The sequence below is a fragment of the Pseudomonas sp. UF-293 genome (assembly GCF_058245595.1).
Genome location: NZ_JBSICA010000011.1, coordinates 33,082 through 53,493 on the forward strand (window position 1 = coordinate 33,082; position 20,412 = coordinate 53,493).

Here is a 20,412-nt window from a genome sequence, read left to right on the forward strand (position 1 = left end):
ACAGGTTCGGTATTGTTCAATGAATCGGGGAATACCCTTCAATCTCATCCGGCCAAGCCGTCAGCACTTCAAACCCGCTCTCCGTCACCGCGACCATATGCTCCCACTGCGCCGACAAGGAGCCATCCTTGGTCAGCACGGTCCAGCCATCCGGCATGTTCTTCACGTGGCGTTTGCCGGCATTGAGCATCGGCTCCACGGTGAAAATCATCCCGGCCTTGAGCTTCAGCCCTTGATTGGGGAAGCCGTAATGCAGGATCTGCGGCTCATCGTGATAGACCTTGCCGATGCCGTGGCCGCAGTATTCGCGCACCACGCTGAAGCCCTCCGCCTCCGCCAGGCTCTGAATCGCATAACCGATATCGCCGAGTGTCGCGCCCGGTTTCACCGCACGAATGCCCGCGCACATCGCATCGTAAGTGGTCTTGATCAGGTGCTGCGCTTCGGGGCTCGCCTCACCCACGACATACATGCGGCTGGTATCACCGAACCAGCCATCCTTGATCACGGCGATGTCGAGATTGACGATGTCGCCGTCCTTCAATGGCGTACCCGATGGAATCCCGTGGCACACCACATCGTTGACCGATGCACAGACGGTTTTCGGGAAACCGTGATAACCGACGTTGGCCGGCACCGCCTTCTGCACATTGACGATGTAATCGTTGCATAGCCGGTCGAGCTCATCGGTGGTCACGCCAGCCTTCACATGCGGCACCAGCATTGCCAGCACTTCAGCAGCCAGTTTGCCGGCGGCGCGGGATTTTTCGATGTCGGCGGGTGTGTTGATCCTGATCTGGTTTCTCATGCGCTGACGGCTTCCTGGGTCAGTTGATGCAGATCCAGTCCGCCGTTCTGTTCGGCGCGGATCAGCAGGCGGCAAATGGCGCTGTGGTCGAGGTTGGGGTGCAGCTCGGCGAGCATGCCGATGCGCATCCAGTGCTCGGCCTGCGCGTTGATCGAGCGGCTGAGGGCGTTGCTGGAGATGCGCAGATTCTCGTGCATGTCCTCTGAAATTTTTACGATGCCCATATATGAATCCGATACGATGTGTATATGTATCGTATATTAGCCAAGCCTTACGCAGAATTGCAAATCAACCCAGCGCCGCATCAAAAAACGATGAGATGAGCCGACTGGAACGCCGTTCGGCCAAACAGTACAGATACGTCTCGGTGAACAGCTCTTCGCCCTCGATTCTGATCGTTCGGATTTTCGGGTCGGCAATAAACTCCGCTTCTGACACCACCCCCAACCCCAGCCCACGCACCACCGCTTCACGTAGGGCCTCACGACTGCCGATTTCCATGGCGATACGCGGTTTGACCTGCGCCGCATTCAGCGCCTGTTCCAGTACCAGTCGGGTGGTCGAGCCTGGCTCGCGTTGCAGCAGCCTCTGCCCTTGCAGTTCCTCCAGCCGCACGCTGCCACGATTAGCCAGCGCATGCTCATGGTGGGCAAACAGAATGATCGCGTGCCGCGCATAACGCACTGAGCACAACGCCGGATCATCTTGCCGCCCCGCCAGCACGGCGATGTCGGTCACATAGTTTTCCAGATCCGACAGCACTTGAGCCGAGTTGCCGACGCGGATCGACACGTCGATATTCGGATGCAGTTGCAAATAGCTGTCGACCATCTCGATCACATGAAACGGCCCCACTGCACCGACCTTGAGCTGGCCGCTGTCGAGCCGCCCGGAATCGCGCAGCAGGTTGTGCGCTTCCAGCTCCAGCAAGGCAAGTCGTTGCGCGATTGGCAGCAACTGCCGACCAACATCCGACAACTCAATCCGCCGCCCACGCCGGTGAAAAAGCTCGACGTTGTGCTGACGTTCCAGGCTCTGCACCTGCGTGGTCAGTGTTGGCTGGCTGAGCCCGGTCGCCCGTGCTCCGGCACTGAAACTGCCGTGACGGGCAACGGCGAGAAAGGCCCGCAATTTGGCGCTGGACATCCATAGACTCCATCAATACATAGCTGCTGTTTCCCATATTGAATTGATTGAATGACTGTCACGTGACAGACCTAGCCTGTGGCAACTCCCAACCACACCGTGGAATGCCATGAAAACAATCAAACAGTTTCTGCGTGTCGCCAGCCTCACCGTCATTGCCCTCGGCGCCAGCCAGGTCTGGGCCAAAGACAAACTGACCATTGGTTTGATCCCCTCGGAAGACTCCCAGGCAATGATCGAATCGAGCAAGCAAGTGCTCGACGATCTGCAAAGCAAGATCGGCATGCCCGTGATGCCGTTCGTGGCCACCGATTACAACGGCATCATTGAAGCGCTGCGTTCGGGCAAGCTCGATGTCGCTTACCTCGGGCCGTTCTCCTACGTGCTGGCGACCTCGGTGGCGGATGTCGAGGCGTTTTCAGTGGCGGTGACCAAGAAGACCGGCCAGAGCGCTTACAAAAGCGTGATTCTGGCGCGCAAGGACAGCGGGATTCATTCGCTTGCCGACCTGCAGGGGCATACGTTTGCATTCGTCGACCCGAGCTCAGCGTCCGGGCATCTGTTTCCCAAGGCTGGCCTTGAGCAGGCCGGTTTTGCTCCGGACAGCCTGTTCAAACGGGTAATTTTCTCCGGTTCCCACGACGCCAGCATCCTCGCGGTGGAGAACAGGAAAGTCGACGCTGCGGCCGTGGCTGACCGCATCTTCGCCAGTGCCGTGGCCAAAGGTGTGGTGAAGCAGGATGACTTCGAAATCGTCTGGAGTTCCAGGCCGATCCCCGAATCGCCGATGGTCTGGCGCAAGGCGCTCGATCCACAATTGAAGAAGAAGGTCGCCGACGCGCTGGCTTCAATCAAGGATGTGCCGTGGGGTGATCAGGGCGTGCTCAATGGTTTCCAGCCGACCACCGACGCCTCTTACGACGTAGTGCGCGAAACCGCCAAGGTGCTCGATCTCGATTTGCGGAGCATGAAATGATCAGCATCCGCCAATTGACCAAAGACTACGGTAGCAACCCGGTGTTGCGCGGCATTGACCTTGAGGTGGGTGCAGGGGAATTCGTCATAGTACTCGGTCAGTCCGGCGCCGGTAAATCGACTTTGCTGCGCTGTATCAATCGCCTGGCACAGGCCGACAGCGGCACGCTGAACGTGGCCGGCATCGATGCCCTGGCCTGCCCTGACACCAGCGTTTTGCGCCGTGAAGTGGCGATGATTTTCCAGCACCACAACGTCGTGCCGCGCCTGAGTGTGCTGAAGAATGTACTGACCGGTCGCCTCGGTTCCGTCGGCACGCTCGCCTCGATTCTGCAGCTGTTCCGCCGTGACGATGTGGCACTGGCCATGCAATGCCTGGAGCGTGTTGAACTGGCGCACAAGGCTGGCGAGCGCACGGATTCGCTGTCCGGCGGACAGAAGCAGCGCGTCGGCATTGCCCGCGCCTTGGCGCAACGGCCGCAAGTGATTCTGGCCGATGAACCGATTGCCAGCCTCGACCCGAAAAGCGCGCGCCTGGTGTTGCAGTATCTGCGCGATGCCACCCGCGAGTTGGGTATCACCGTGCTGTGCAATCTGCATCAGGTCGAATACGCCCGTGAGTTTGGCGACCGTGTGGTCGGCTTGGCCAACGGCAGTCTGGTGTTCGATGGCAAAGCGTCGAGCATGACCGACGCCGATCTGGCGCGAATCTATCCGGGGCAATCGGCGCAAGCCTGCGCCGGAATCCCGACGCCCACCCTGTCTTACCGCAACGCCTCGAGGGCCTGAGCATGCAATCGCAAAACTATCAGTGGGTCGGCGATCGTCCACGAGGCCCGCGCAGTTGGCTGACCACCGGCGCCGTCGTCCTGATCGTGCTGTGGACGCTGAACTGGAGCGCGCAAGGCGCGCAGCTCAGCCTCGGTGAACTGGCGGCGGGGTTGCCGCAGATCGGTGATTTCCTTTCGCGCACCTTCCCACCGGATCTGAGCATTCTTGCGCGTCTGGTCGCACCAGCGGTGGAAACCCTGCAGATCGCCATCTGGGGCACCTTGCTTGGCGTGTTACTGGCAGTTCCGCTGTCGTTTCTCGCCGCACGTAATCTGAGCCGCAACCGCTGGCTGTTTCACGCCACGCGTCAGGCACTGAATTTCACCCGCAGCATCAACGAACTGATCCTCGCGCTGATCTTCGTCTCGGCAGTCGGGCTCGGCCCATTTCCCGGCGTACTGGCGCTGGCGCTGCATGGTGTAGGCATGCTTGGCAAGTTCTTCGCCGAAAGCATTGAAGAGATCGACCAAGGTCCGATTGAAGCGCTGCAAGCGACCGGTGCGCGGCCATTGCAGGTGATCGTGTTTGGCGTTTTGCCGCAAGTCATCACCGCGTGGATTGCAGTGATTCTGTACCGCTTCGAAGTCAATCTGCGCTCGGCCACGGTGCTCGGCATGGTCGGCGCTGGCGGCCTGGGGTTCGAGCTGGTGAGCAGTCTCAAGCTGTTCAAATATCAGGAAACCGCGACCTGCATCATCGTCATCACCTTCATGGTGATCGTCGCCGACGCCATCTCCAGCCGCCTGCGCGCGGCGATCCAGAGCGGTTCGGCGCACTAGCGTACAGCTGCTATCGGCTGAACCGATTCAAACCTGCGAATTATCGATTTGAGCCGTTGTCGACGGGCGCTGAGTATGGCGCCACACGACCACAACAAGAAGGATTCACCATGACTGCCCGCTTCCAGAACCCCGTCGATACCCGTTTCGGCTGGGGCAGCCTGCAAGACCTCGCCGCCCTCACCGAACAGCAGACCGTGGCCCTTGTGACCTTTCCAGAAGCGCGTGGGCTGGGGCTGGTCGATCGCCTGCAAGCCTTGCTCGGCGAGCGTCTGGTCTATGTGTTCGAAGACGTTCAGCCCAACCCGGACGTCGCCCATCTGCGCAACACTTACGAGCATTTCTGGCAGCATGCAGGGGCTTGCGACGTGGTGCTCGCGGTCGGAGGCGGCAGCGCCATCGATACTGCCAAAGCGTTGATCGTCGGTACCGAATCCGGCCGTTTCGATGAATTGTTGAGCCTGCTGGCGACAGGCAAACCATTCACCCCGGCCCGTTGCAAACAACTGATTGCCGCACCGACTACTGCCGGCACCGGCAGCGAAGTCACGCCGTGGGCGACGATCTGGGACAGCGCCAGCCAAAAGAAATACTCGCTGCACCTGGACTGCACCTGGCCACGGGTAGCGATCATCGATCCGCAACTGATGCTCACTGTGCCGGCCAGCGTCACCGTCTCTACCGGGCTCGATGCGTTGTCTCATGCGTTGGAGGCGATCTGGAACGTCAACGCCAACCCGGTCTCGGACACCTTCGCGATTTCCGCGATCGAGGACATTCTGGAATGCCTGCCGCGCCTGCACAAAGATCTCTCCAGTCACGAGTTGCGCAGCCGCATGGCGCTCGCTGCGCTCAAAGCCGGACTGGCGTTTTCCAACACCAAAACCGCGCTGGCGCATTCGATTTCCTATGAGATGACCTTGCGCCACGGCTTACCCCACGGCATCGCCTGCTCCTTCACCCTACCAATGGTTTTGGGTTTGGCCTGGGGCCACGACGCCACTCGCGACCGTACATTGCAAAGGGTATTCGGCGCGGACCTGGGCAAAGCCCAGCAGCAGTTGCGCGAGTTCTTGCACAGCCTCGGGGTGAAGACCGAGTTTGCCGATTACGGCGTTTCGGCCAAGGACGCCGAAGCCATCATCCAGCTCGCGATGCAGGGCGCGCGCGGCAAGAATTTCATCGGTTCGCAAGCCGCCTGACGCCTGATAACACCGAGTCACCCAAGCACCGCCAGCGGCATGCAGCCGCGGTGATTTCCTGTCGCACCATAAAAGAGTGCACCCCGCCGACGACACCCGACGGGAACCGACAACAATAAGGAAAAGATCATGAATCGTGCCGAAACAATGCCTGGTCTCGCCGAACGTTCTGCCTCGTTCCGGGTCGCCCAGTGGCGCATGCTGCTGGCGGCGATGTTCTGTTACCTGTTTTTTTACACCGGTCGGCAGACCTTCGGTTTTGCCATTCCGGGGATTCAGGCCGAGTTCGGTCTGAGCAAGGAAACTCTCGGCTGGGCCTCTGCGGTGATGCTCTGGGCCTACGCGATTGGTCAGGCGATCAACGGCAACCTCGCCGACAAATTCGGTGGTCGACGCATCATGACTCTGGGGGCTGTGCTGTCCTGCACGACAAACTGGGTGACCAGTTTCGCCAGTGGTTTCACCAGCCTGATTCTGCCGTGGGGCGTCAACGGCTACTTTCAGGCCTTGGGCTGGGCGCCGGGCGGTCGGCTGATTGCCAATTGGTGGGCGGCGGGCGAGCGCGGCAAGGTGTATGGCTTCTACACTTTCGCCGCCGGCTGCGCTTCGGTTCTGTCTTACGTCACCTCTATCGTCGTGCTCGAAGTACTGCAACTGGAATGGCGCTGGATCTTCCGTTTGCCGGTGCTGCTGATGCTCGCCGGTGGGATTATTTTCTATCTGGTTGCACGCGAACGCCCACAGGATCTGGGCTTCGAACCGGTGGGTGATACCGGTGTGGCCAACGCTGACGACAAACATCAGGAAGCGGCACAGGGTGAAGTCGAATCCTCGGCACAACGCTACAAAGCCGTACTGAAGAACCCTCGCCTGCTCATCGCCGCGCTGTCACTGGGCTTTCAGAACGCGGCGCGCTACGGCTTGATCGTCTGGGTGCCGGTGCACTTTCTAGGCGCTGACTGGAAAAGTGGTGACGGCATGATCGATCCGAAATGGATCACCGTCGCCCTCCCCGTCGGCATGGCGGTTGGCGCGTTGAGCAACGGTTGGGTGTCAGACAAGTTGTTCGGCTCCAAGCGGTATCTGGCGATCATGCTTTATATGTTGCTCGGCGCCGCGACCAGCCTGTGGATGTGGAGCCTGCCCCCACACAGCGTCATCGGCCTGATCGCCCTGTTCCTTTGCGGCTTTTTCGTATACGGCCCGGCGTCGAGTTTCTGGGCGCTGTGCCCGGATCTGGTCGGTGCCAAACGCGCCGGTACGGCGACCGGAATCATGAACTTTTCCTCCTATCTGTTCGCCGGATTGGCCGAGCCATTGATCGGTCGTTTGCTTGACACTACAGCAAACACGTCTCTCATCTTCATAGTGGTCACCAGCGCCTGCCTGTGCAGCGCGGCAGTGGCATTGTTCATTCGACGCTGACGGGGCTTGCATGTACCAGTATCACAAGTGGTTGCGTTCGTTTCATGCGGTAGCCAAGACCGGCAGCTTCACCCTTGCTGCCGAGTACCTCTGCGTCGGTCAGCCGACCGTCAGCGAACAGGTCAACGCACTGGAGAACACCTTCTCGGTCGAACTGTTTCATCGCCGTGGCCGCTACATCGAAATGAGCGCCGCCGGGCACAAGCTCTATGCGATCACTCAGGGGCTGTTCGGTCAGGAGGATGAAGCCGTGCAACTGTTGCAGAGCTTCAAGCAGCGCAAGACCGGCATGCTGCGCCTCGGCGCGGTGTCACCGCCGATTGCCATGAATCTGACCTATGAGCTGATGCAGCGCCACCCGGATATCGAACTGGAAACCTCGTTTTCCTCGGAAAAGGACACCCTGGCGCGGTTGTTCAACTTCGATATCGACGTGGCGATTCTGGCCTTGTCGGAATTCGATGAGCGCTTCCACACGCGGCTGTATCACCGTTATCCGATCATCGCCGTGGTCCGCGACGACCATCCCTGGGCCGGTAAGACGCAGGTTCACGTCAGTGAAATCAGCGGCGAAAACTGGGTGATGCGCGAATCCAGTGCGCGTACCCGGCAACTGGTGGAAGAAAGCTGCAAACGGCTCGATATCGAGCTCAATTGCGTCATGCAACTCAACAGCCGCGAAGCCATCGTCCACGCGATCGTCAAAGGCATCGGTATCGGTTTTGTCTCGGCCGTGGAATACGCCGAGACCCCGGGCACCAGGCCGATCACCTTTGTCGATCACCCGTTCTTCATCGAATACCACCTGTGCTGCCTCGGCATCCGCAGGAATCGGCCAGTGATTGCCGAACTGTTTGATGCGAATCCACCGCTGACCTGATCAGCCCTGCCCCTTGAACCGCCTACCTCATTGTCGAGGGACGGCCCACGCTTACCTGAAAACGGAGATTGACCATGCAGTACCAACAACCGACTCATCTGCAAGCCGCGATCCTCGACTGGGCCGGCACCGTTGTCGATTTCGGCTCGTTTGCTCCGACGCAGATTTTCGTCGAAGCCTTTGCCGAGTTCGGCGTCGCCGTGTCGCTGGAGGAAGCGCGCGGGCCAATGGGCATGGGCAAGTGGGATCACATCCGCACCCTGTGCAACCTGCCGCAGATTGCCGAACGTTACCGCGCGGCGTTTGACCGCTTGCCGAGTGACGACGATGTGACGGCGATCTACGAACGCTTCATGCCGTTGCAGATCGAAAAAATCGCCCTGCATTCGGCGTTGATTCCGGGTGCACTCGAGGCCATTGCGGCGTTGCGCGACAAGGGTTTGAAAATCGGTTCGTGCTCGGGCTATCCGGCGGTGGTGATGGCCAAGGTCGTCGGACTGGCAGAGGAAAATGGCTACGTCGCCGACCATGTCGTCGCCACCGATGAAGTGCCCAATGGCCGTCCATATCCGGCGCAGGCGTTGGCCAACGTGATTGCCCTGGGCATCAATGACGTGGCCGCCTGCGTCAAGGTCGACGACACCTGGCCGGGAATTCTCGAAGGGCGCGCCGCCGGCATGTGGACGGTGGCATTGACCTGTTCCGGCAACGCACTGGGCCTGACCTATGAGCAATACAAGGCGTTGGCGTCGGATCGACTGGCGGTAGAACGCGCGCGGATCGGCAAGATGTTCGCCCCTTCGCGCCCGCATTACCTGATCGATACCATCGCTGAACTGCCTCAGGTGATCGACGACATCAATGCGCGTCTGGCCCGGGGTGAAACTCCGCAAGCCAGCTGAGTCGGCCCTGACCGTGATCGTTCCCGCGCTCAGCGTGGGAACGATCCCATCACTCCCTTGAACTGCCGGAAGCAAGGTTGGCGTGACAGCAGACGCCTGCTGCTAATGCTCGTCGCGATAGATTGGTCTCCCCTTCAGCGGCTCGATCGACTACCATGCCGCCGCCGGTTTCCACACGGAATTAATAGGGAATCCGAAATGCTTGCACAGCATCAATCGGAACTGCCCCCGCAACTGTAGGTGCCGAGCCTGCTCCTTGACTGCCACTGGGTGAATCCCGGGAAGGCCGGAGCGTGGCGATGACGCATCAGTCAGGAGACCTGCCGGCACAGTGACTGACTAACCGGCGGGGTGTCCGGGAAGGACATCGTGCCGTGCGCGTTTTTCAATGCCGGCCTTGCGCAGTTTCCACGACCGCGCCCGAGGTGTGTTTCCAACCGTACCCGCCCGCTCACGTACGGTTCCCCTGGAGACTGCCCCATGCTGCTGCCCCGCGTTGCCACCCTGCTCACCGCTTTGAGTCTTTGCGCCCTGGCGCAAGCGGCGCCGACTACGTATCCGCTGACCGTCGAAAACTGCGGCAGCAGCCTGACCTTTCAGCACGCTCCTGCGCGCACGGTGACCATCGGCCAGGCCGGTACGGAAATGCTTTATGCCTTGGGCCTGGGCGACAAAGTCGTCGGTACTTCGCTGTGGTTCAACGATGTGCTGGGCGCATACAAAACGCAGAACGACAGGGTCGAGCGTCTCGCCGACAACGAGCCAAGTTTCGAAGCGGTGATCGGCAAACGCCCGGAACTGGTCGCCGTCGAGCTGGAATGGATGGTCGGCCCGCAAGGCGCGGTCGGCACCCGTGAGCAGTTCCATGAACTGAAGATTCCCACCTATCTGCTGCCCTCTGATTGCGAAGCCAAGGACAACCTCGTCGGCTCGGACGGCACGCGGCTGGCGCCGTTCCGCATCGACAGCATCTATAAAGCCGTGAGCCAACTGGCGGCGATTTTCGACGTGCAGACGCGTGGCGAGCAGCTCAATGAGCAGCTCAAAGCCAGCCTCGCACAGTCGATCGCCACGGCGACAAAACCGCAGCGCAAAGACGTCAGTGCACTGGTGTGGTTCTCCAGCGCCGAGATGGACATCGAGCCGTTCGTGGCTGGACACAAAGGCGTTCCCGATTTCATGCTCAGCACCCTCGGCGTGCGCAACGTCGTCGAGTCGGATGAAGAATGGCCGACCGTCGGCTGGGAAACCATCGCCAAGGCCAACCCGACGTTTCTGGTCATCGCGCGCATGGATCGTCGGCGTTTCCCGGCTGACGATTATCAGAAGAAACTCGCCTTTCTGCGCAGTGATCCAGTGACGCGCAACATGGACGCGGTCAAGCACAACCGCATCATCATTCTTGACGCCATGGCCATGCAGGCCAGCCTGCGCACCTTCGACGGCCTCGCACAACTGGCCACGGCCATCAACGGCTACGACCTGTCGCAATGAGCAGACGCCTGATCCGTTTGCTGCTGGTTCTGTTGACGCTATCGGTCGCGCTGATCGGCGGCGTGGCCATTGGTGAGACTTCAATCGAGCCGAGCGTGGTGTTGCAGGTGCTGGCCAACAAGCTGTGGGGTGCCGGTTATGTGCTCGACCCGATCGACGAAGGCATTGTCTGGAACTATCGCCTGACTCGCGCTTTGGTCGCGGCGGCCTGCGGCGCCGGTCTGGCGACATGCGGGGTGATTTTGCAGTCGCTGCTGCGCAATCCGTTGGCCGATCCGTATCTGCTGGGAATTTCCGCTGGCGCCTCGACCGGCGCGGTGATGGTCGCGCTGCTTGGCGTCGGCGCAGGGGCGATTTCATTGTCGGTGGGTGCCTTTGCCGGTGCGGTGACGGCGTTCGTGCTGGTGATCCTGTTGGCGCGGGTCAGCGGCACGGCCAGCGGCACCGGACAGATCATTCTCGCCGGGATCGCCGGCTCGCAATTGTTCAATGCCCTCACCGCGTTTCTGATCACCCGCTCGGCCAGTTCGGAACAGGCGCGCGGGATCATGTTCTGGCTGCTCGGCAATCTCGGCGGCGTGCGCTGGCCGTCGGTGTGGCTGGCGGTCCCAGTGGCCTTGCTCGGGTTGGTCGTTTGCCTGTGGCACCGGCGGGCGCTGGATGCGTTTACCTTTGGCGTGGATTCGGCGGCATCCCTCGGCATTCCAGTGCGACGTGTGCAAATTCTGTTGATCGGCTGCGCCGCGCTGGTGACGGCGGTGATGGTGTCGATCGTCGGCTCGATCGGCTTTGTTGGCCTGGTGATTCCCCACGCCGCGCGGTTGTTGCTCGGCACGGGGCATGCGCGTCTGCTGCCCGCCAGTGCACTGGGCGGCGCGGTGTTTCTGATTGCCGCCGATGTGCTGTCGCGGACCCTGATCAAGGGTCAGGTGATTCCGGTCGGCGTGATCACAGCGCTGGTCGGCGCGCCGGTGTTCGCCCTGATTCTGGTGGGCCGGAGATCGGCACGATGAACGCGGTATTGAGTTGTGCGAGCGTGGGCTTCAAGGTGCGTGGCGCCGAGTTGCTTAACGGTGTCAGTCTCGACGTTCAGCGCGGCGAGACGCTGGGCATTGTCGGCCCGAACGGTTCGGGGAAATCCACTTTGCTCAAACTGCTCGCCGGCCTGCGTGAGCCGAGCGAAGGCCAGGTGGAGCTCGACGGTCAGGCGCTGGGCACAATGTCGCGGCGCAGCATCGCGCAGACGCTTGCGGTGGTTGAGCAACAGGCCGATACCGACGATGGCATCCGCGTGTTCGACGCCGTGGCGCTTGGGCGTACGCCGTGGTTATCGGCGCTGCAACCGTGGTCCCCCGCCGACGACGCCATCGTCGAGCAAGCGCTGGTCGACGTTGACGCCGTGCACCTGCGTAAACGCCTCTGGCGCAGTCTTTCCGGTGGCGAATGTCAACGCGTGCACATCGCCCGGGCTCTGGCGCAACGCCCACAGATTCTGCTGCTCGACGAACCGGCCAACCACCTCGACATTCAGCACCAGTTGAGCATTCTGCAAGTGGTCCGCGCACTGCCGGTGACTACGCTGATCGCCCTGCACGATCTCAACCAGGCGCTCAAGTGCGATCGCCTGGCGGTGCTGGAGCGCGGGCGTCTGGTGGCATTGGGCGAGCCGCTGCACGTGCTGACGCCGGAGCGGTTACAGACGACTTTCGGGGTCAGGGCGCACTACCTGACGGATCCGTTCGATGGTGCGCCGATATTGCGTTTTCTTACCTGACTCATTTGTGTCTGACCTGCCGCTTTCGCGAGCAAGCCCGCTCCCACAAGGTATTTGTGGGTTAGCGGGGATAGCGGGTTTAACGCGAAATCCTGTGGGAGTGGGCTTGCCCACGAAGGCGGCAGGTCAGGCATTTATCTGTGGCTGACCGACCGCTTTCGCGAGCAGGCTCGCTCCCACAGGGGATTTATGGGTTGCCGGGGATGGCGGGTTTAGCGCGAAATCCTGTGGGAGTGGGCTTGCTCACGAAGGCGGCAGGTCAGGCAATTTATCTGTGGCTGACAGACCGCTTTCGCGAGCAAGCCCGCTCCCACATGAGATTTGTGGGGTTGCCGGGGACTTGAGTACAACGGAGAACCCTGTGGGAGTGGGCTTGCCCACGAAGGCGGCAGGTCAGGCAATTTATCTGTGGCTGAGACACCGCTTTCGCGAGCAAGCCCGCTCCCACAAGGGATTTGTGGGTTAGCAGGGATGGCGGGTGTGACGCGAAACCCTGTGGGAGTGGGCTTGCTCACGAAGGCGGCAGGTCAGGCAACTTATCTGTGGCTGACACACCGCTTTCGCGAGCAGGCTCGCTCCCACAGGGGATTTATGGGTTGCCGGGGATGGCGGGTGTGACGCGAAATCCTGTGGGAGTGGGCTTGCTCACGAAGGTGGCAGGTCAGGCAATTCGTCTGTGGCTGACACTCCGCTTTCGCGAGCAGGCTCGCTCCCACAGGGGATTTATGGGTTGCCGGGGATGGCGGGTGTAACGCGAAATCCTGTGGGAGTGGGCTTGCTCACGAAGGCGGCAGGTCAGGCAATTTAACTGTGGCTGACAGGCCGCTTTCGCGAGCAGGCTCGCTCCCACAGGGGTTATGTTTTCCAGGGCGGTGAAGGATCAGGCCCATTCTTTGCGCAGTTGCCGCGCTGCGCTGACCATATGCACCAACGCCGCTTCGGTCTCTGGCCAGCCTCGGGTTTTCAATCCGCAATCCGGATTGACCCACAGACGCTCCACCGGAATACGTTGCGCGGCCTTGCGCAGCAAGCCGACCATTTCCGTAACATCGGGAATCCGTGGTGAGTGAATATCGTAGACGCCCGGGCCGATGTCGTTCGGGTAGGCAAACGCTTCGAAAGCCTCGAGCAGTTCCATGTCCGACCGTGAGGTTTCGATGGTGATGACATCGGCGTCCATCGCCGCGATCGACTCGATCACATCGTTGAATTCGCTGTAGCACATGTGCGTATGGATCTGGGTTTCATCGCGCACGCCGCAGGCGCACAGGCGGAACGCTTCGCTTGCCCAGTCCAGATACGGTTGCCACTGCGCCCGGCGCAACGGCAAGCCTTCACGAAACGCCGCTTCGTCGATCTGCACAATTTTGATTCCTGCCGCTTCCAGATCATTCACCTCGTCACGAATGGCCAGCGCCAGTTGTCGTGCCTGAATCTCGCGGCTGACGTCTTCGCGCGGGAACGACCACATCAGCATGGTCACCGGGCCGGTCAGCATGCCTTTAATGACCTTGTTGGTCAGACCTTGGGCGTAGCGAATCCACTCGACCGTCATGGCTTGCGGGCGGCTGAGGTCGCCGAAGATTACCGCCGGTTTGACGCAGCGCGAACCGTAGCTCTGTACCCAGCCAAAGCGGGTAAATGCGTAGCCGTCGAGCTGCTCGGCGAAGTATTCGACCATGTCGTTGCGCTCGGCTTCACCGTGCACCAGCACATCCAGGCCGAGGCGTTCTTGAATTTCTACAGCGTGGCGAATTTCCGTATGCATCGCATCGGTGTAATCGGCCGCGCTGAGCTTGCCTTGCTTGTGGGCCTGACGCGCCAGTCGGATCGCCGCCGTCTGCGGAAACGAACCAATGGTGGTGGTCGGAAACAGCGGCAGATCGAGTTTGTCGCGCTGTTTGGCAATGCGCTGGGCAAACGGCGATTGGCGTTGCGCATCCCTGGCAGTGATCGCCGCAACCCGCGCTTGCACCTCAGGTTTGTGGATGCGCGGCGAGGCGGCGCGGCTGGTTTGTACCGAGCGGCTTTGCGCCAGGGCGCGCAGCACCTGCGGCGCTTCCGGCTCGCTGATCGCTAGAGCGAGCACGGCGACCTCTTCGCACTTCTGCACGGCAAATGCCAGCCAACTTTTCAGCTCGGCATCGAGCTGGTCTTCGCGGCTCAGATCAACCGGGCTGTGCAGCAACGAGCAGGACGGCGCCACCCACAAACGATCACCCAGACGCTCATGGGCATGGCGCAGCATCGCCAGCGCGTTTTGCAGATCGCAGCGCCAGACGTTACGCCCGTTGACCACACCCAGCGACAGCACTTTATAGGCCGGCAGACGATCCAGAATGGTCGGGTACTGATCCGGCGCGCGCACCAGATCGATGTGCAGGCCATCGACCGGCAGGTTCGCCGCCAGACCGAGGTTTTCTTCCAGACCACCAAAGTACGTAGCAAGCAGTTTTTTCAGCGGATCGCGCTGGATCTGGTTGTAGGCGCGCTCGAAGGCATTCTTCCAGTCCTGCGGCAGATCGAGCACCAGAATCGGCTCATCGATCTGCACCCACTCCACGCCCAATGCCGCCAGCCGCGCGAAGATCTGCCCGTACAGCGGCAGCAGGCGATCGAGCAACTCGAGCTTGTCGAAATCGGCGCCCTTGGTTTTGCCCAGCCACAGATAGGTCAACGGGCCGAGGATCACCGGTTTGACGTTGTGCCCCAGCGCGCGGGCCTCTTCGGTTTCTTCAAACAGCTGCTCCCAACCCAGCTGAAATTGTTGATCGACGCTGAATTCCGGTACGAGGTAGTGATAATTGGTGTCGAACCATTTGGTCATCTCTTGAGCGTGACCACCGCCGCAACAGCCGTTGCTGACACCACGGGCCATGCTGAACAGCGTCTGCAGCGTGGCTTTGCCGTCGTGCGGGCGGAAGCGCTCGGGGATCACGCCGAACATCAGCGAATGAGTCAACACCTGGTCGTACCAAGCGAAATCGCCGACCGGCAGCAAGTCGATGCCGGCGTTTTTCTGCAAGTCCCAATGGGCCTTGCGCAGCTCACGTCCGACGTCACGCAGGCCCGCCTCGTTCAGTTCTCCTTTCCAGAACGCCTCTTGCGCTTTCTTCAGTTCGCGGTCGCGGCCGATGCGCGGAAATCCAAGGGAATGGGCCAGTGCCATGACAAACAACTCCAGATGCTTATTCGATGGCGGCTATTATCTGGAACCTAGCTTAATGAAACAAACTCAATCTTTTTCTAATGAACACAAATTATGCTCATGTAGAGATGAGCCTTTAGGAGCTGCCGAAGGCTGCGATCTTCGGCTGAAGGGACGCAGAGCGTCCCCCGCTGCACTCCCATGCCGAGCGTGGGAACGATCGGAACCCGGGGACACAAATCAAGCTTTTGTCGCGGCGAAGACGCCCTTTGAATACTCGATGACGCCTTGCTGTAAACACGTTCGAACTGTTCCGGCAGCTGGCCGATTTCGTTCTATCGTTAGATCCAAATGGCTGGATTTCTCAAAGATTAAAGGTTGCGAGGGAAGAGGCCTGCGCCTAAGTTGCACGCGAGTCTTTTCCCCGCGATCGGAACGCGATCAACACCATAATGAGGTGAAGAAATGTCGAAGGAATCACGCCCTGCCGTGCTTGGGCTGATAGGCAATACTCCGCTGGTGCAGGTCACCCGCTTTGATACCGGACCCTGCACGCTGTTTCTCAAACTCGAATCGCAGAACCCCGGCGGCTCGATCAAGGACCGTATCGGCCTGGCGATGATTGACGCCGCAGAACGTGACGGCCGCCTGCAACCGGGCGGCACGATCGTCGAGGCCACTGCCGGCAACACCGGTCTGGGTCTGGCGCTGGTCGGCCGGGCCAAAGGCTATCGCGTGGTGCTGGTGGTGCCGGACAAGATGTCCACCGAGAAAGTCCTGCACTTGAAGGCCATGGGCGCCGAAGTGCACATCACCCGCTCCGACGTCGGCAAGGGCCATCCCGAGTATTACCAGGACGTCGCGGCGCGTTTGGCCAAGGACATTCCCGGGGCGTTTTTCGCCGACCAGTTCAATAATCCCGCCAATCCGCTGGCCCACGAATGCAGCACTGCGCCGGAGATCTGGGCGCAGACCGAACATGATCTGGACGCCATCGTCGTTGGCGTCGGTTCGGCTGGCACGCTGACCGGGCTCAGTCGCTTCTTCAAACGTGTGCAGCCAAATCTGGAAATGGTCCTCGCCGATCCGGTCGGCTCGGTAATGGCGCAATACAGCCGCGACGGCACCTTGCCGACGCCCGGTTCGTGGGCGGTCGAGGGCATTGGCGAAGACTTCATTCCATCGATTACCGACCTGTCCAGCGTGCGTCACGCCTACTCGATCAGCGACGAAGAAAGCTTCGATCACGCCCGCCAGTTGCTCAAGGCCGAAGGCATTCTCGGCGGCTCATCGACCGGCACTTTGTTCGCTGCCGCGCTGCGTTATTGCCGCGAACAGACCGAGCCGAAACGCGTGGTCAGTTTTGTCTGCGACACTGGCACGCGCTACCTGTCGAAGGTTTACAACGATCAGTGGATGACCGATCAGGGCTTGTTGCAACGCAAGGGCTATGGCGATCTGCGTGACTTGATCGCACGGCGTTTCGAGGACGGCCGGGTGATCAGCGTCGGCCCGGGCGACACTCTGCTCACTGCATTCCAGCGCATGCGTCTGGCAGATGTTTCGCAATTGCCGGTGCTGGTCGAAGGCAAGCAACTGGTGGGCGTGATCGACGAGTCCGACATCCTCCTCGGCGTGCACGAAGACGCCGCGCGCTTCAGCCAGTCGGTGTCCAGCGTGATGACCGACAAACTGCAAACGCTCGCCCCGGCTGCGACCCTGGCCGAACTGGAAGCGGTGCTCAGCCGTGGCCTCGTCGCGATCATCGCTGACGCGTCCGGCTTCCATGGCCTGATCACCCGCACCGACATGCTCAACCAATTACGGAGATCCCTTGCATGAGTCAGCATGACGATAAATCCCAAGGCTTCGCCACCCGAGTGATCCACGCCGGGCAGCAGCCGGACCCGACCACCGGTGCGCTGATGCCGCCGATCTATGCCAACTCCACCTACCTGCAAGACAGCCCCGGCGTGCACAAGGGTTTCGACTACGGTCGCTCGCACAATCCGACGCGCTTTGCCCTGGAACGCTGCGTAGCGGATCTTGAGGGCGGCACTCGCGCCTTCGCCTTCGCCTCAGGGCTGGCGGCGATTTCCACGGTGCTGGAACTGCTCGACGCCGGCTCGCACATCGTTTCCGGCAATGACTTGTACGGCGGCACGTTCCGCCTGTTCGACAAGGTCCGCCAGCGCAGTGCCGGGCACCGTTTCAGCTTCGTCGACCTCGCCGACCTGTCGGCGTTCGAAGCGTCGCTGCAGGACGACACGCGCATGGTCATGGTCGAGACCCCGACCAACCCGCTGCTGAGCCTGTCGGATCTGGCCGCCATCGCGCGCATCTGCCGCGCGCGCGGGATCATCTGCGTGGCCGACAACACCTTCGCCAGCCCCTACATCCAGCGCCCACTGGAATTGGGTTTCGACATCGTCCTGCACTCGACCACCAAATACCTCAACGGCCATTCCGATGTGATCGGTGGCATTGCGGTGGTCGGGCAGAACGCCGAGTTGGCGCAAAAGCTCGGTTTCCTGCAGAACGCGGTCGGCGCGATTTCCGGGCCGTTCGATGCGTTCCTGACTCTGCGCGGAGTGAAAACCCTGGCGCTGCGCATGGAGCGTCATTGCAGCAACGCCCTGGACTTGGCGCAGTGGCTGGAACAGCAGCCGCAGGTCAAGCGCGTCTACTATCCTGGCCTGACCTCGCACCCGCAGCACGAACTGGCCAAGCGGCAGATGCGTGGTTTTGGCGGGATGATTTCTGTCGACTTGAACAGCGACCTGGCCGGTGCGCGGCGGTTTTTGGAGAACGTGAAGATCTTTGCACTGGCGGAAAGTCTGGGCGGTGTGGAAAGCCTGATCGAGCACCCGGCGATCATGACCCACGCGACCATTCCGCCGGAAACCCGCGCGAAGCTGGGGATTGGCGATGGGCTGGTGCGGTTGTCGGTGGGGGTTGAGGATGTTGAGGATCTGCGGGAAGATTTGGCGCAGGCTTTGGCTAAGATGTGACTCTTTGAAGAGGGCTGCATCGCAGCCCAACGGGGATAAATACCCTCGCCACGCGGGGAAAACCCCCTGTGGCCTTTCGATCTGTCGTTTTTATTGTCATACAAGTCTTTTTGAAAATGACATCAAGTCTGCCGAATGAAGAGCTCCGTGCTGCTGCGCAAACTCGACAACACAAGTGTCGCAACATTCGCCCACCTCATTTCGCATCTTGGTGTCAAACAGCATATGGAATACGGCGCTCGCTTGTTAATTACACAGGGAAGAAAATGAATCATTATAAAAATCTAATCAAATCGATTTTAAGTTTACTTTTTCTATTTAACTCAGTCACCGCATCGGCAGTGCTTTCACAGGAGCAGCAGGCAGCCAAGGAACGCGGCATTTCATTATATAAACAAGAGAAAAATGCAGAGCGTGAATTGCGCATTGCCGCTGAGGCTGGCGATGCAGAAGCACAATTTTATTTGGCGCAACAACTTCGCCAACTGGAACTTAATAAAGCCCTAGACTCGAAAGAATCTGTAAAGTGGTTCGTGGCTTCTGCTAATCAAGGCAATTTATTCTCGCTATATCAGTTGTCTCACAACGTCAAGCTGTGTGTTATTGCTTCATTTTGTCCCAAAGGGGAAAAAAGCCGAGGTGAATGGGATCAAGAGTACAGAAAAACTTTAATGGAGAAATTTGCCTCAAATGATTTGCAACAACTAGGCGAACTAAATGATTGGGTAGCCAAGTCGGGTGTTTTAGGAGAGTGGTTTCATCTACAGGATGAGCTTCGTTATGCAAAAAACCACAGGGTGGAAGATACGCGCGAATGGCTAGTACATTCTGCTAATCAAGGAAATTTTAACTCCCTACTTCGTCTGGCTCTTGATGATGGAGATAAATTATGCACGATCGTTGAGAACTGCCCGAAGGGAGATAAAACTCAGCGCGAGTGGAAATCAGAATTTGAGAAGATTGCGCGAGAAAAAATTTCTTCCGGTGACATGGAAGCTGCCTATTTGTTATACGTAGGCAATTCTGACTTTAATATGCTGATTAAATCAGCAGAGGGAGGGTACTCATTCGCACAATATCAGCTTGCAGAGAGTTATTCAGCTGGTGATGGATTTTTTTGGTGGTTTGGGCAGCGCCGCAAGGAAATCAACAAGTGGTATAAGCGAGCGGCTGAAAATGGCTATCCAAAAGCAATGATTGCCTATGCAGCCTCCATTTATGAAGATAACGGAGACCTATCAATTTCCCGGTATTGGCTAGAGGAGTCTGCGAAGGCGGGTGACCGCAATGGCATCGGTTTGCTTGCTCGAGAGTATGCAAGTAATCCAAATTACTATGGCTTTCCATTTGATATGGTGAAGGCTTATGGCCTTATGTTCTTTTTAGCAGGCTTAGAAAATGACGAGTCTGATAAAGAGTATGATCGAGAAAGATTAGAAAACTATTCAAACAAAATGTCACCTGAACAAATCGAGCAAGGCAAAGCCTTTGCCGAGAAATGGAAGGCCACGCATGGGCTTGAACGCGTTCAACCTCAGCAGCCAGCGGGATCGGAAACAGGTGGCAAGCCTCGCGCGTCGAGTCACTGAGACCATCGTTGTAATTGTCACCTCGTCCAGTGATGGCTTACTGCAAATGCTGCCATCTGACGCACCCTGCGGGCCGGGCATTCGCGCTGCGCGTTGAACCAGGCCCAACCGCCAACCCGTTTCACCCTTTCGGGCTTCAATCCCAAACGTTTCCGGCCTTCGGCCTGCACTCACCAATTAGCTTGAGCCGAGCCAGTGAGTCGAACGCCTGTGGTTGATTGGCGATTTGCTCAACTACGTCGTGGCTGTAGGCTCTGATCAGTGCGGTTGTCAGTTGGGTTTGAGGACGTTGAAGACCTGGGCGCCGATCTGGCTCAGGCACTGGCAAGAATGTAAACAGCTCCACACAACGAAGCCCGCGCGATGCGGGCTTCGTCTTTTTTTTGTCCGTCGATCTCCCCGCCGTGGCAGTTCCCGAGGCCGATCCTATACTCAATCGGCTCGATCA

At 59.5% G+C, this 20,412-nt stretch carries 17 protein-coding genes and 1 riboswitch; of the genes, 13 read left to right on the forward strand and 4 right to left on the reverse strand.

The genetic code is table 11. The features are described 5' to 3' along the window. Positions 1 to 16: 16 nt before the first annotated feature. The 3 genes from map to AC4IHP_RS14235 all read right to left on the reverse strand — a co-directional run bounded on the left by map (position 17) and on the right by AC4IHP_RS14235 (position 1,954). A complete protein-coding gene (gene map, locus AC4IHP_RS14225) occupies positions 17 to 808 on the reverse strand; it encodes a type I methionyl aminopeptidase (protein WP_460119679.1) in 792 nt (263 codons plus the stop codon). Next, the gene (locus AC4IHP_RS14230) at positions 805 to 1,032 is read right to left on the reverse strand and encodes a ParD-like family protein (protein ID WP_003225727.1); all 228 of its coding nucleotides are present in this window, start codon (positions 1,030 to 1,032) and stop codon (positions 805 to 807) included. Before AC4IHP_RS14230 ends, map begins: the two co-directional genes overlap by 4 nt. A 64-nt stretch (positions 1,033 to 1,096) precedes the next feature. Then, the gene (locus AC4IHP_RS14235) at positions 1,097 to 1,954 is read right to left on the reverse strand and encodes a LysR substrate-binding domain-containing protein (RefSeq protein WP_490831963.1); all 858 of its coding nucleotides are present in this window, start codon (positions 1,952 to 1,954) and stop codon (positions 1,097 to 1,099) included. Between the two features lie 109 nt (positions 1,955 to 2,063). Here AC4IHP_RS14235 and phnD point away from each other — a divergent pair, with 109 nt between their 5' ends. The 10 genes from phnD to AC4IHP_RS14285 all read left to right on the forward strand — a co-directional run bounded on the left by phnD (position 2,064) and on the right by AC4IHP_RS14285 (position 12,216). After that, positions 2,064 to 2,930 carry a phosphonate ABC transporter substrate-binding protein gene (gene phnD / locus AC4IHP_RS14240; RefSeq protein ID WP_460119702.1) on the forward strand — a complete coding sequence of 289 codons (867 nt, stop codon included), beginning with the start codon at positions 2,064 to 2,066 and terminating at the stop codon, positions 2,928 to 2,930. Next, entirely contained in the window at positions 2,927 to 3,718 is a 792-nt protein-coding gene (phnC, locus tag AC4IHP_RS14245) for a phosphonate ABC transporter ATP-binding protein (RefSeq protein WP_490831964.1), read from the forward strand. The genes phnD and phnC overlap by 4 nt, the downstream gene beginning before the upstream one ends. 2 nt (positions 3,719 to 3,720) lie before the next feature. After that, the gene (gene phnE / locus AC4IHP_RS14250; protein ID WP_460119706.1) at positions 3,721 to 4,539 is read left to right on the forward strand and encodes a phosphonate ABC transporter, permease protein PhnE; all 819 of its coding nucleotides are present in this window, start codon (positions 3,721 to 3,723) and stop codon (positions 4,537 to 4,539) included. Positions 4,540 to 4,649: 110 nt separating this feature from the next. Then, positions 4,650 to 5,741, forward strand: coding sequence for an iron-containing alcohol dehydrogenase PsrA (psrA, locus tag AC4IHP_RS14255; RefSeq protein WP_460119708.1), 1,092 nt, complete (start codon positions 4,650 to 4,652; stop codon positions 5,739 to 5,741). Between the two features lie 129 nt (positions 5,742 to 5,870). Then, positions 5,871 to 7,166, forward strand: coding sequence for an MFS transporter (locus tag AC4IHP_RS14260; RefSeq protein ID WP_490831965.1), 1,296 nt, complete (start codon positions 5,871 to 5,873; stop codon positions 7,164 to 7,166). 10 nt (positions 7,167 to 7,176) lie between these two features. Next, positions 7,177 to 8,046 carry a LysR substrate-binding domain-containing protein gene (locus tag AC4IHP_RS14265; RefSeq protein ID WP_490831966.1) on the forward strand — a complete coding sequence of 290 codons (870 nt, stop codon included), beginning with the start codon at positions 7,177 to 7,179 and terminating at the stop codon, positions 8,044 to 8,046. Between the two features lie 74 nt (positions 8,047 to 8,120). Beyond that, positions 8,121 to 8,948: a phosphonoacetaldehyde hydrolase gene (phnX, locus tag AC4IHP_RS14270; protein WP_490831967.1), complete on the forward strand. Its 828-nt coding sequence runs from the start codon at positions 8,121 to 8,123 to the stop codon at positions 8,946 to 8,948. A gap of 148 nt (positions 8,949 to 9,096) precedes the next feature. After that, positions 9,097 to 9,290: riboswitch (cobalamin riboswitch) on the forward strand. Positions 9,291 to 9,428: 138 nt separating this feature from the next. Then, positions 9,429 to 10,442: an ABC transporter substrate-binding protein gene (locus tag AC4IHP_RS14275; RefSeq protein ID WP_490831968.1), complete on the forward strand. Its 1,014-nt coding sequence runs from the start codon at positions 9,429 to 9,431 to the stop codon at positions 10,440 to 10,442. Continuing rightward, on the forward strand, positions 10,439 to 11,455 hold the full coding sequence (locus tag AC4IHP_RS14280; RefSeq protein WP_490831969.1) for a FecCD family ABC transporter permease: 1,017 nt from the start codon (positions 10,439 to 10,441) through the stop codon (positions 11,453 to 11,455). The genes AC4IHP_RS14275 and AC4IHP_RS14280 overlap by 4 nt, the downstream gene beginning before the upstream one ends. Further along, complete coding sequence (locus AC4IHP_RS14285; protein WP_490831970.1) at positions 11,452 to 12,216, forward strand: ABC transporter ATP-binding protein; 765 nt, start codon at positions 11,452 to 11,454, stop codon at positions 12,214 to 12,216. Before AC4IHP_RS14280 ends, AC4IHP_RS14285 begins: the two co-directional genes overlap by 4 nt. An 880-nt stretch (positions 12,217 to 13,096) precedes the next feature. On the opposite strand, the gene metE is transcribed toward AC4IHP_RS14285, so the two are convergent. Next, the gene (metE, locus tag AC4IHP_RS14290) at positions 13,097 to 15,385 is read right to left on the reverse strand and encodes a 5-methyltetrahydropteroyltriglutamate--homocysteine S-methyltransferase (RefSeq protein WP_490831971.1); all 2,289 of its coding nucleotides are present in this window, start codon (positions 15,383 to 15,385) and stop codon (positions 13,097 to 13,099) included. A 444-nt stretch (positions 15,386 to 15,829) separates the two neighbouring features. On the opposite strand from metE, the gene AC4IHP_RS14295 reads away from it, so the two are divergent. The 3 genes from AC4IHP_RS14295 to AC4IHP_RS14305 all read left to right on the forward strand — a co-directional run bounded on the left by AC4IHP_RS14295 (position 15,830) and on the right by AC4IHP_RS14305 (position 19,964). Further along, positions 15,830 to 17,206, forward strand: a complete 1,377-nt coding sequence (locus tag AC4IHP_RS14295; RefSeq protein WP_490831972.1) for a pyridoxal-phosphate dependent enzyme — start codon at positions 15,830 to 15,832, stop codon at positions 17,204 to 17,206. Then, positions 17,203 to 18,375 carry a cystathionine gamma-synthase gene (locus AC4IHP_RS14300; protein ID WP_460119727.1) on the forward strand — a complete coding sequence of 391 codons (1,173 nt, stop codon included), beginning with the start codon at positions 17,203 to 17,205 and terminating at the stop codon, positions 18,373 to 18,375. The genes AC4IHP_RS14295 and AC4IHP_RS14300 overlap by 4 nt, the downstream gene beginning before the upstream one ends. 266 nt (positions 18,376 to 18,641) lie before the next feature. Then, on the forward strand, positions 18,642 to 19,964 hold the full coding sequence (locus AC4IHP_RS14305) for a tetratricopeptide repeat protein (RefSeq protein WP_490831973.1): 1,323 nt from the start codon (positions 18,642 to 18,644) through the stop codon (positions 19,962 to 19,964). The last annotated feature ends 448 nt before the right edge of the window (positions 19,965 to 20,412 follow it).

Excerpts from the sequence above, each read along its gene's own strand:
- map (WP_460119679.1), bottom strand. The coding sequence starts at position 808 with ATGAGAAACCAGATCAGGATCAACACACCCGCCGACATCGAAAAATCC.
- AC4IHP_RS14230 (WP_003225727.1), bottom strand. The coding sequence starts at position 1,032 with ATGGGCATCGTAAAAATTTCAGAGGACATGCACGAGAATCTGCGCATC.
- AC4IHP_RS14235 (WP_490831963.1), bottom strand. The coding sequence starts at position 1,954 with ATGTCCAGCGCCAAATTGCGGGCCTTTCTCGCCGTTGCCCGTCACGGC.
- phnD (WP_460119702.1), top strand. The coding sequence starts at position 2,064 with ATGAAAACAATCAAACAGTTTCTGCGTGTCGCCAGCCTCACCGTCATT.
- phnC (WP_490831964.1), top strand. The coding sequence starts at position 2,927 with ATGATCAGCATCCGCCAATTGACCAAAGACTACGGTAGCAACCCGGTG.
- phnE (WP_460119706.1), top strand. The coding sequence starts at position 3,721 with ATGCAATCGCAAAACTATCAGTGGGTCGGCGATCGTCCACGAGGCCCG.
- psrA (WP_460119708.1), top strand. The coding sequence starts at position 4,650 with ATGACTGCCCGCTTCCAGAACCCCGTCGATACCCGTTTCGGCTGGGGC.
- AC4IHP_RS14260 (WP_490831965.1), top strand. The coding sequence starts at position 5,871 with ATGAATCGTGCCGAAACAATGCCTGGTCTCGCCGAACGTTCTGCCTCG.
- AC4IHP_RS14265 (WP_490831966.1), top strand. The coding sequence starts at position 7,177 with ATGTACCAGTATCACAAGTGGTTGCGTTCGTTTCATGCGGTAGCCAAG.
- phnX (WP_490831967.1), top strand. The coding sequence starts at position 8,121 with ATGCAGTACCAACAACCGACTCATCTGCAAGCCGCGATCCTCGACTGG.
- AC4IHP_RS14275 (WP_490831968.1), top strand. The coding sequence starts at position 9,429 with ATGCTGCTGCCCCGCGTTGCCACCCTGCTCACCGCTTTGAGTCTTTGC.
- AC4IHP_RS14280 (WP_490831969.1), top strand. The coding sequence starts at position 10,439 with ATGAGCAGACGCCTGATCCGTTTGCTGCTGGTTCTGTTGACGCTATCG.
- AC4IHP_RS14285 (WP_490831970.1), top strand. The coding sequence starts at position 11,452 with ATGAACGCGGTATTGAGTTGTGCGAGCGTGGGCTTCAAGGTGCGTGGC.
- metE (WP_490831971.1), bottom strand. The coding sequence starts at position 15,385 with ATGGCACTGGCCCATTCCCTTGGATTTCCGCGCATCGGCCGCGACCGC.
- AC4IHP_RS14295 (WP_490831972.1), top strand. The coding sequence starts at position 15,830 with ATGTCGAAGGAATCACGCCCTGCCGTGCTTGGGCTGATAGGCAATACT.
- AC4IHP_RS14300 (WP_460119727.1), top strand. The coding sequence starts at position 17,203 with ATGAGTCAGCATGACGATAAATCCCAAGGCTTCGCCACCCGAGTGATC.
- AC4IHP_RS14305 (WP_490831973.1), top strand. The coding sequence starts at position 18,642 with ATGAATCATTATAAAAATCTAATCAAATCGATTTTAAGTTTACTTTTT.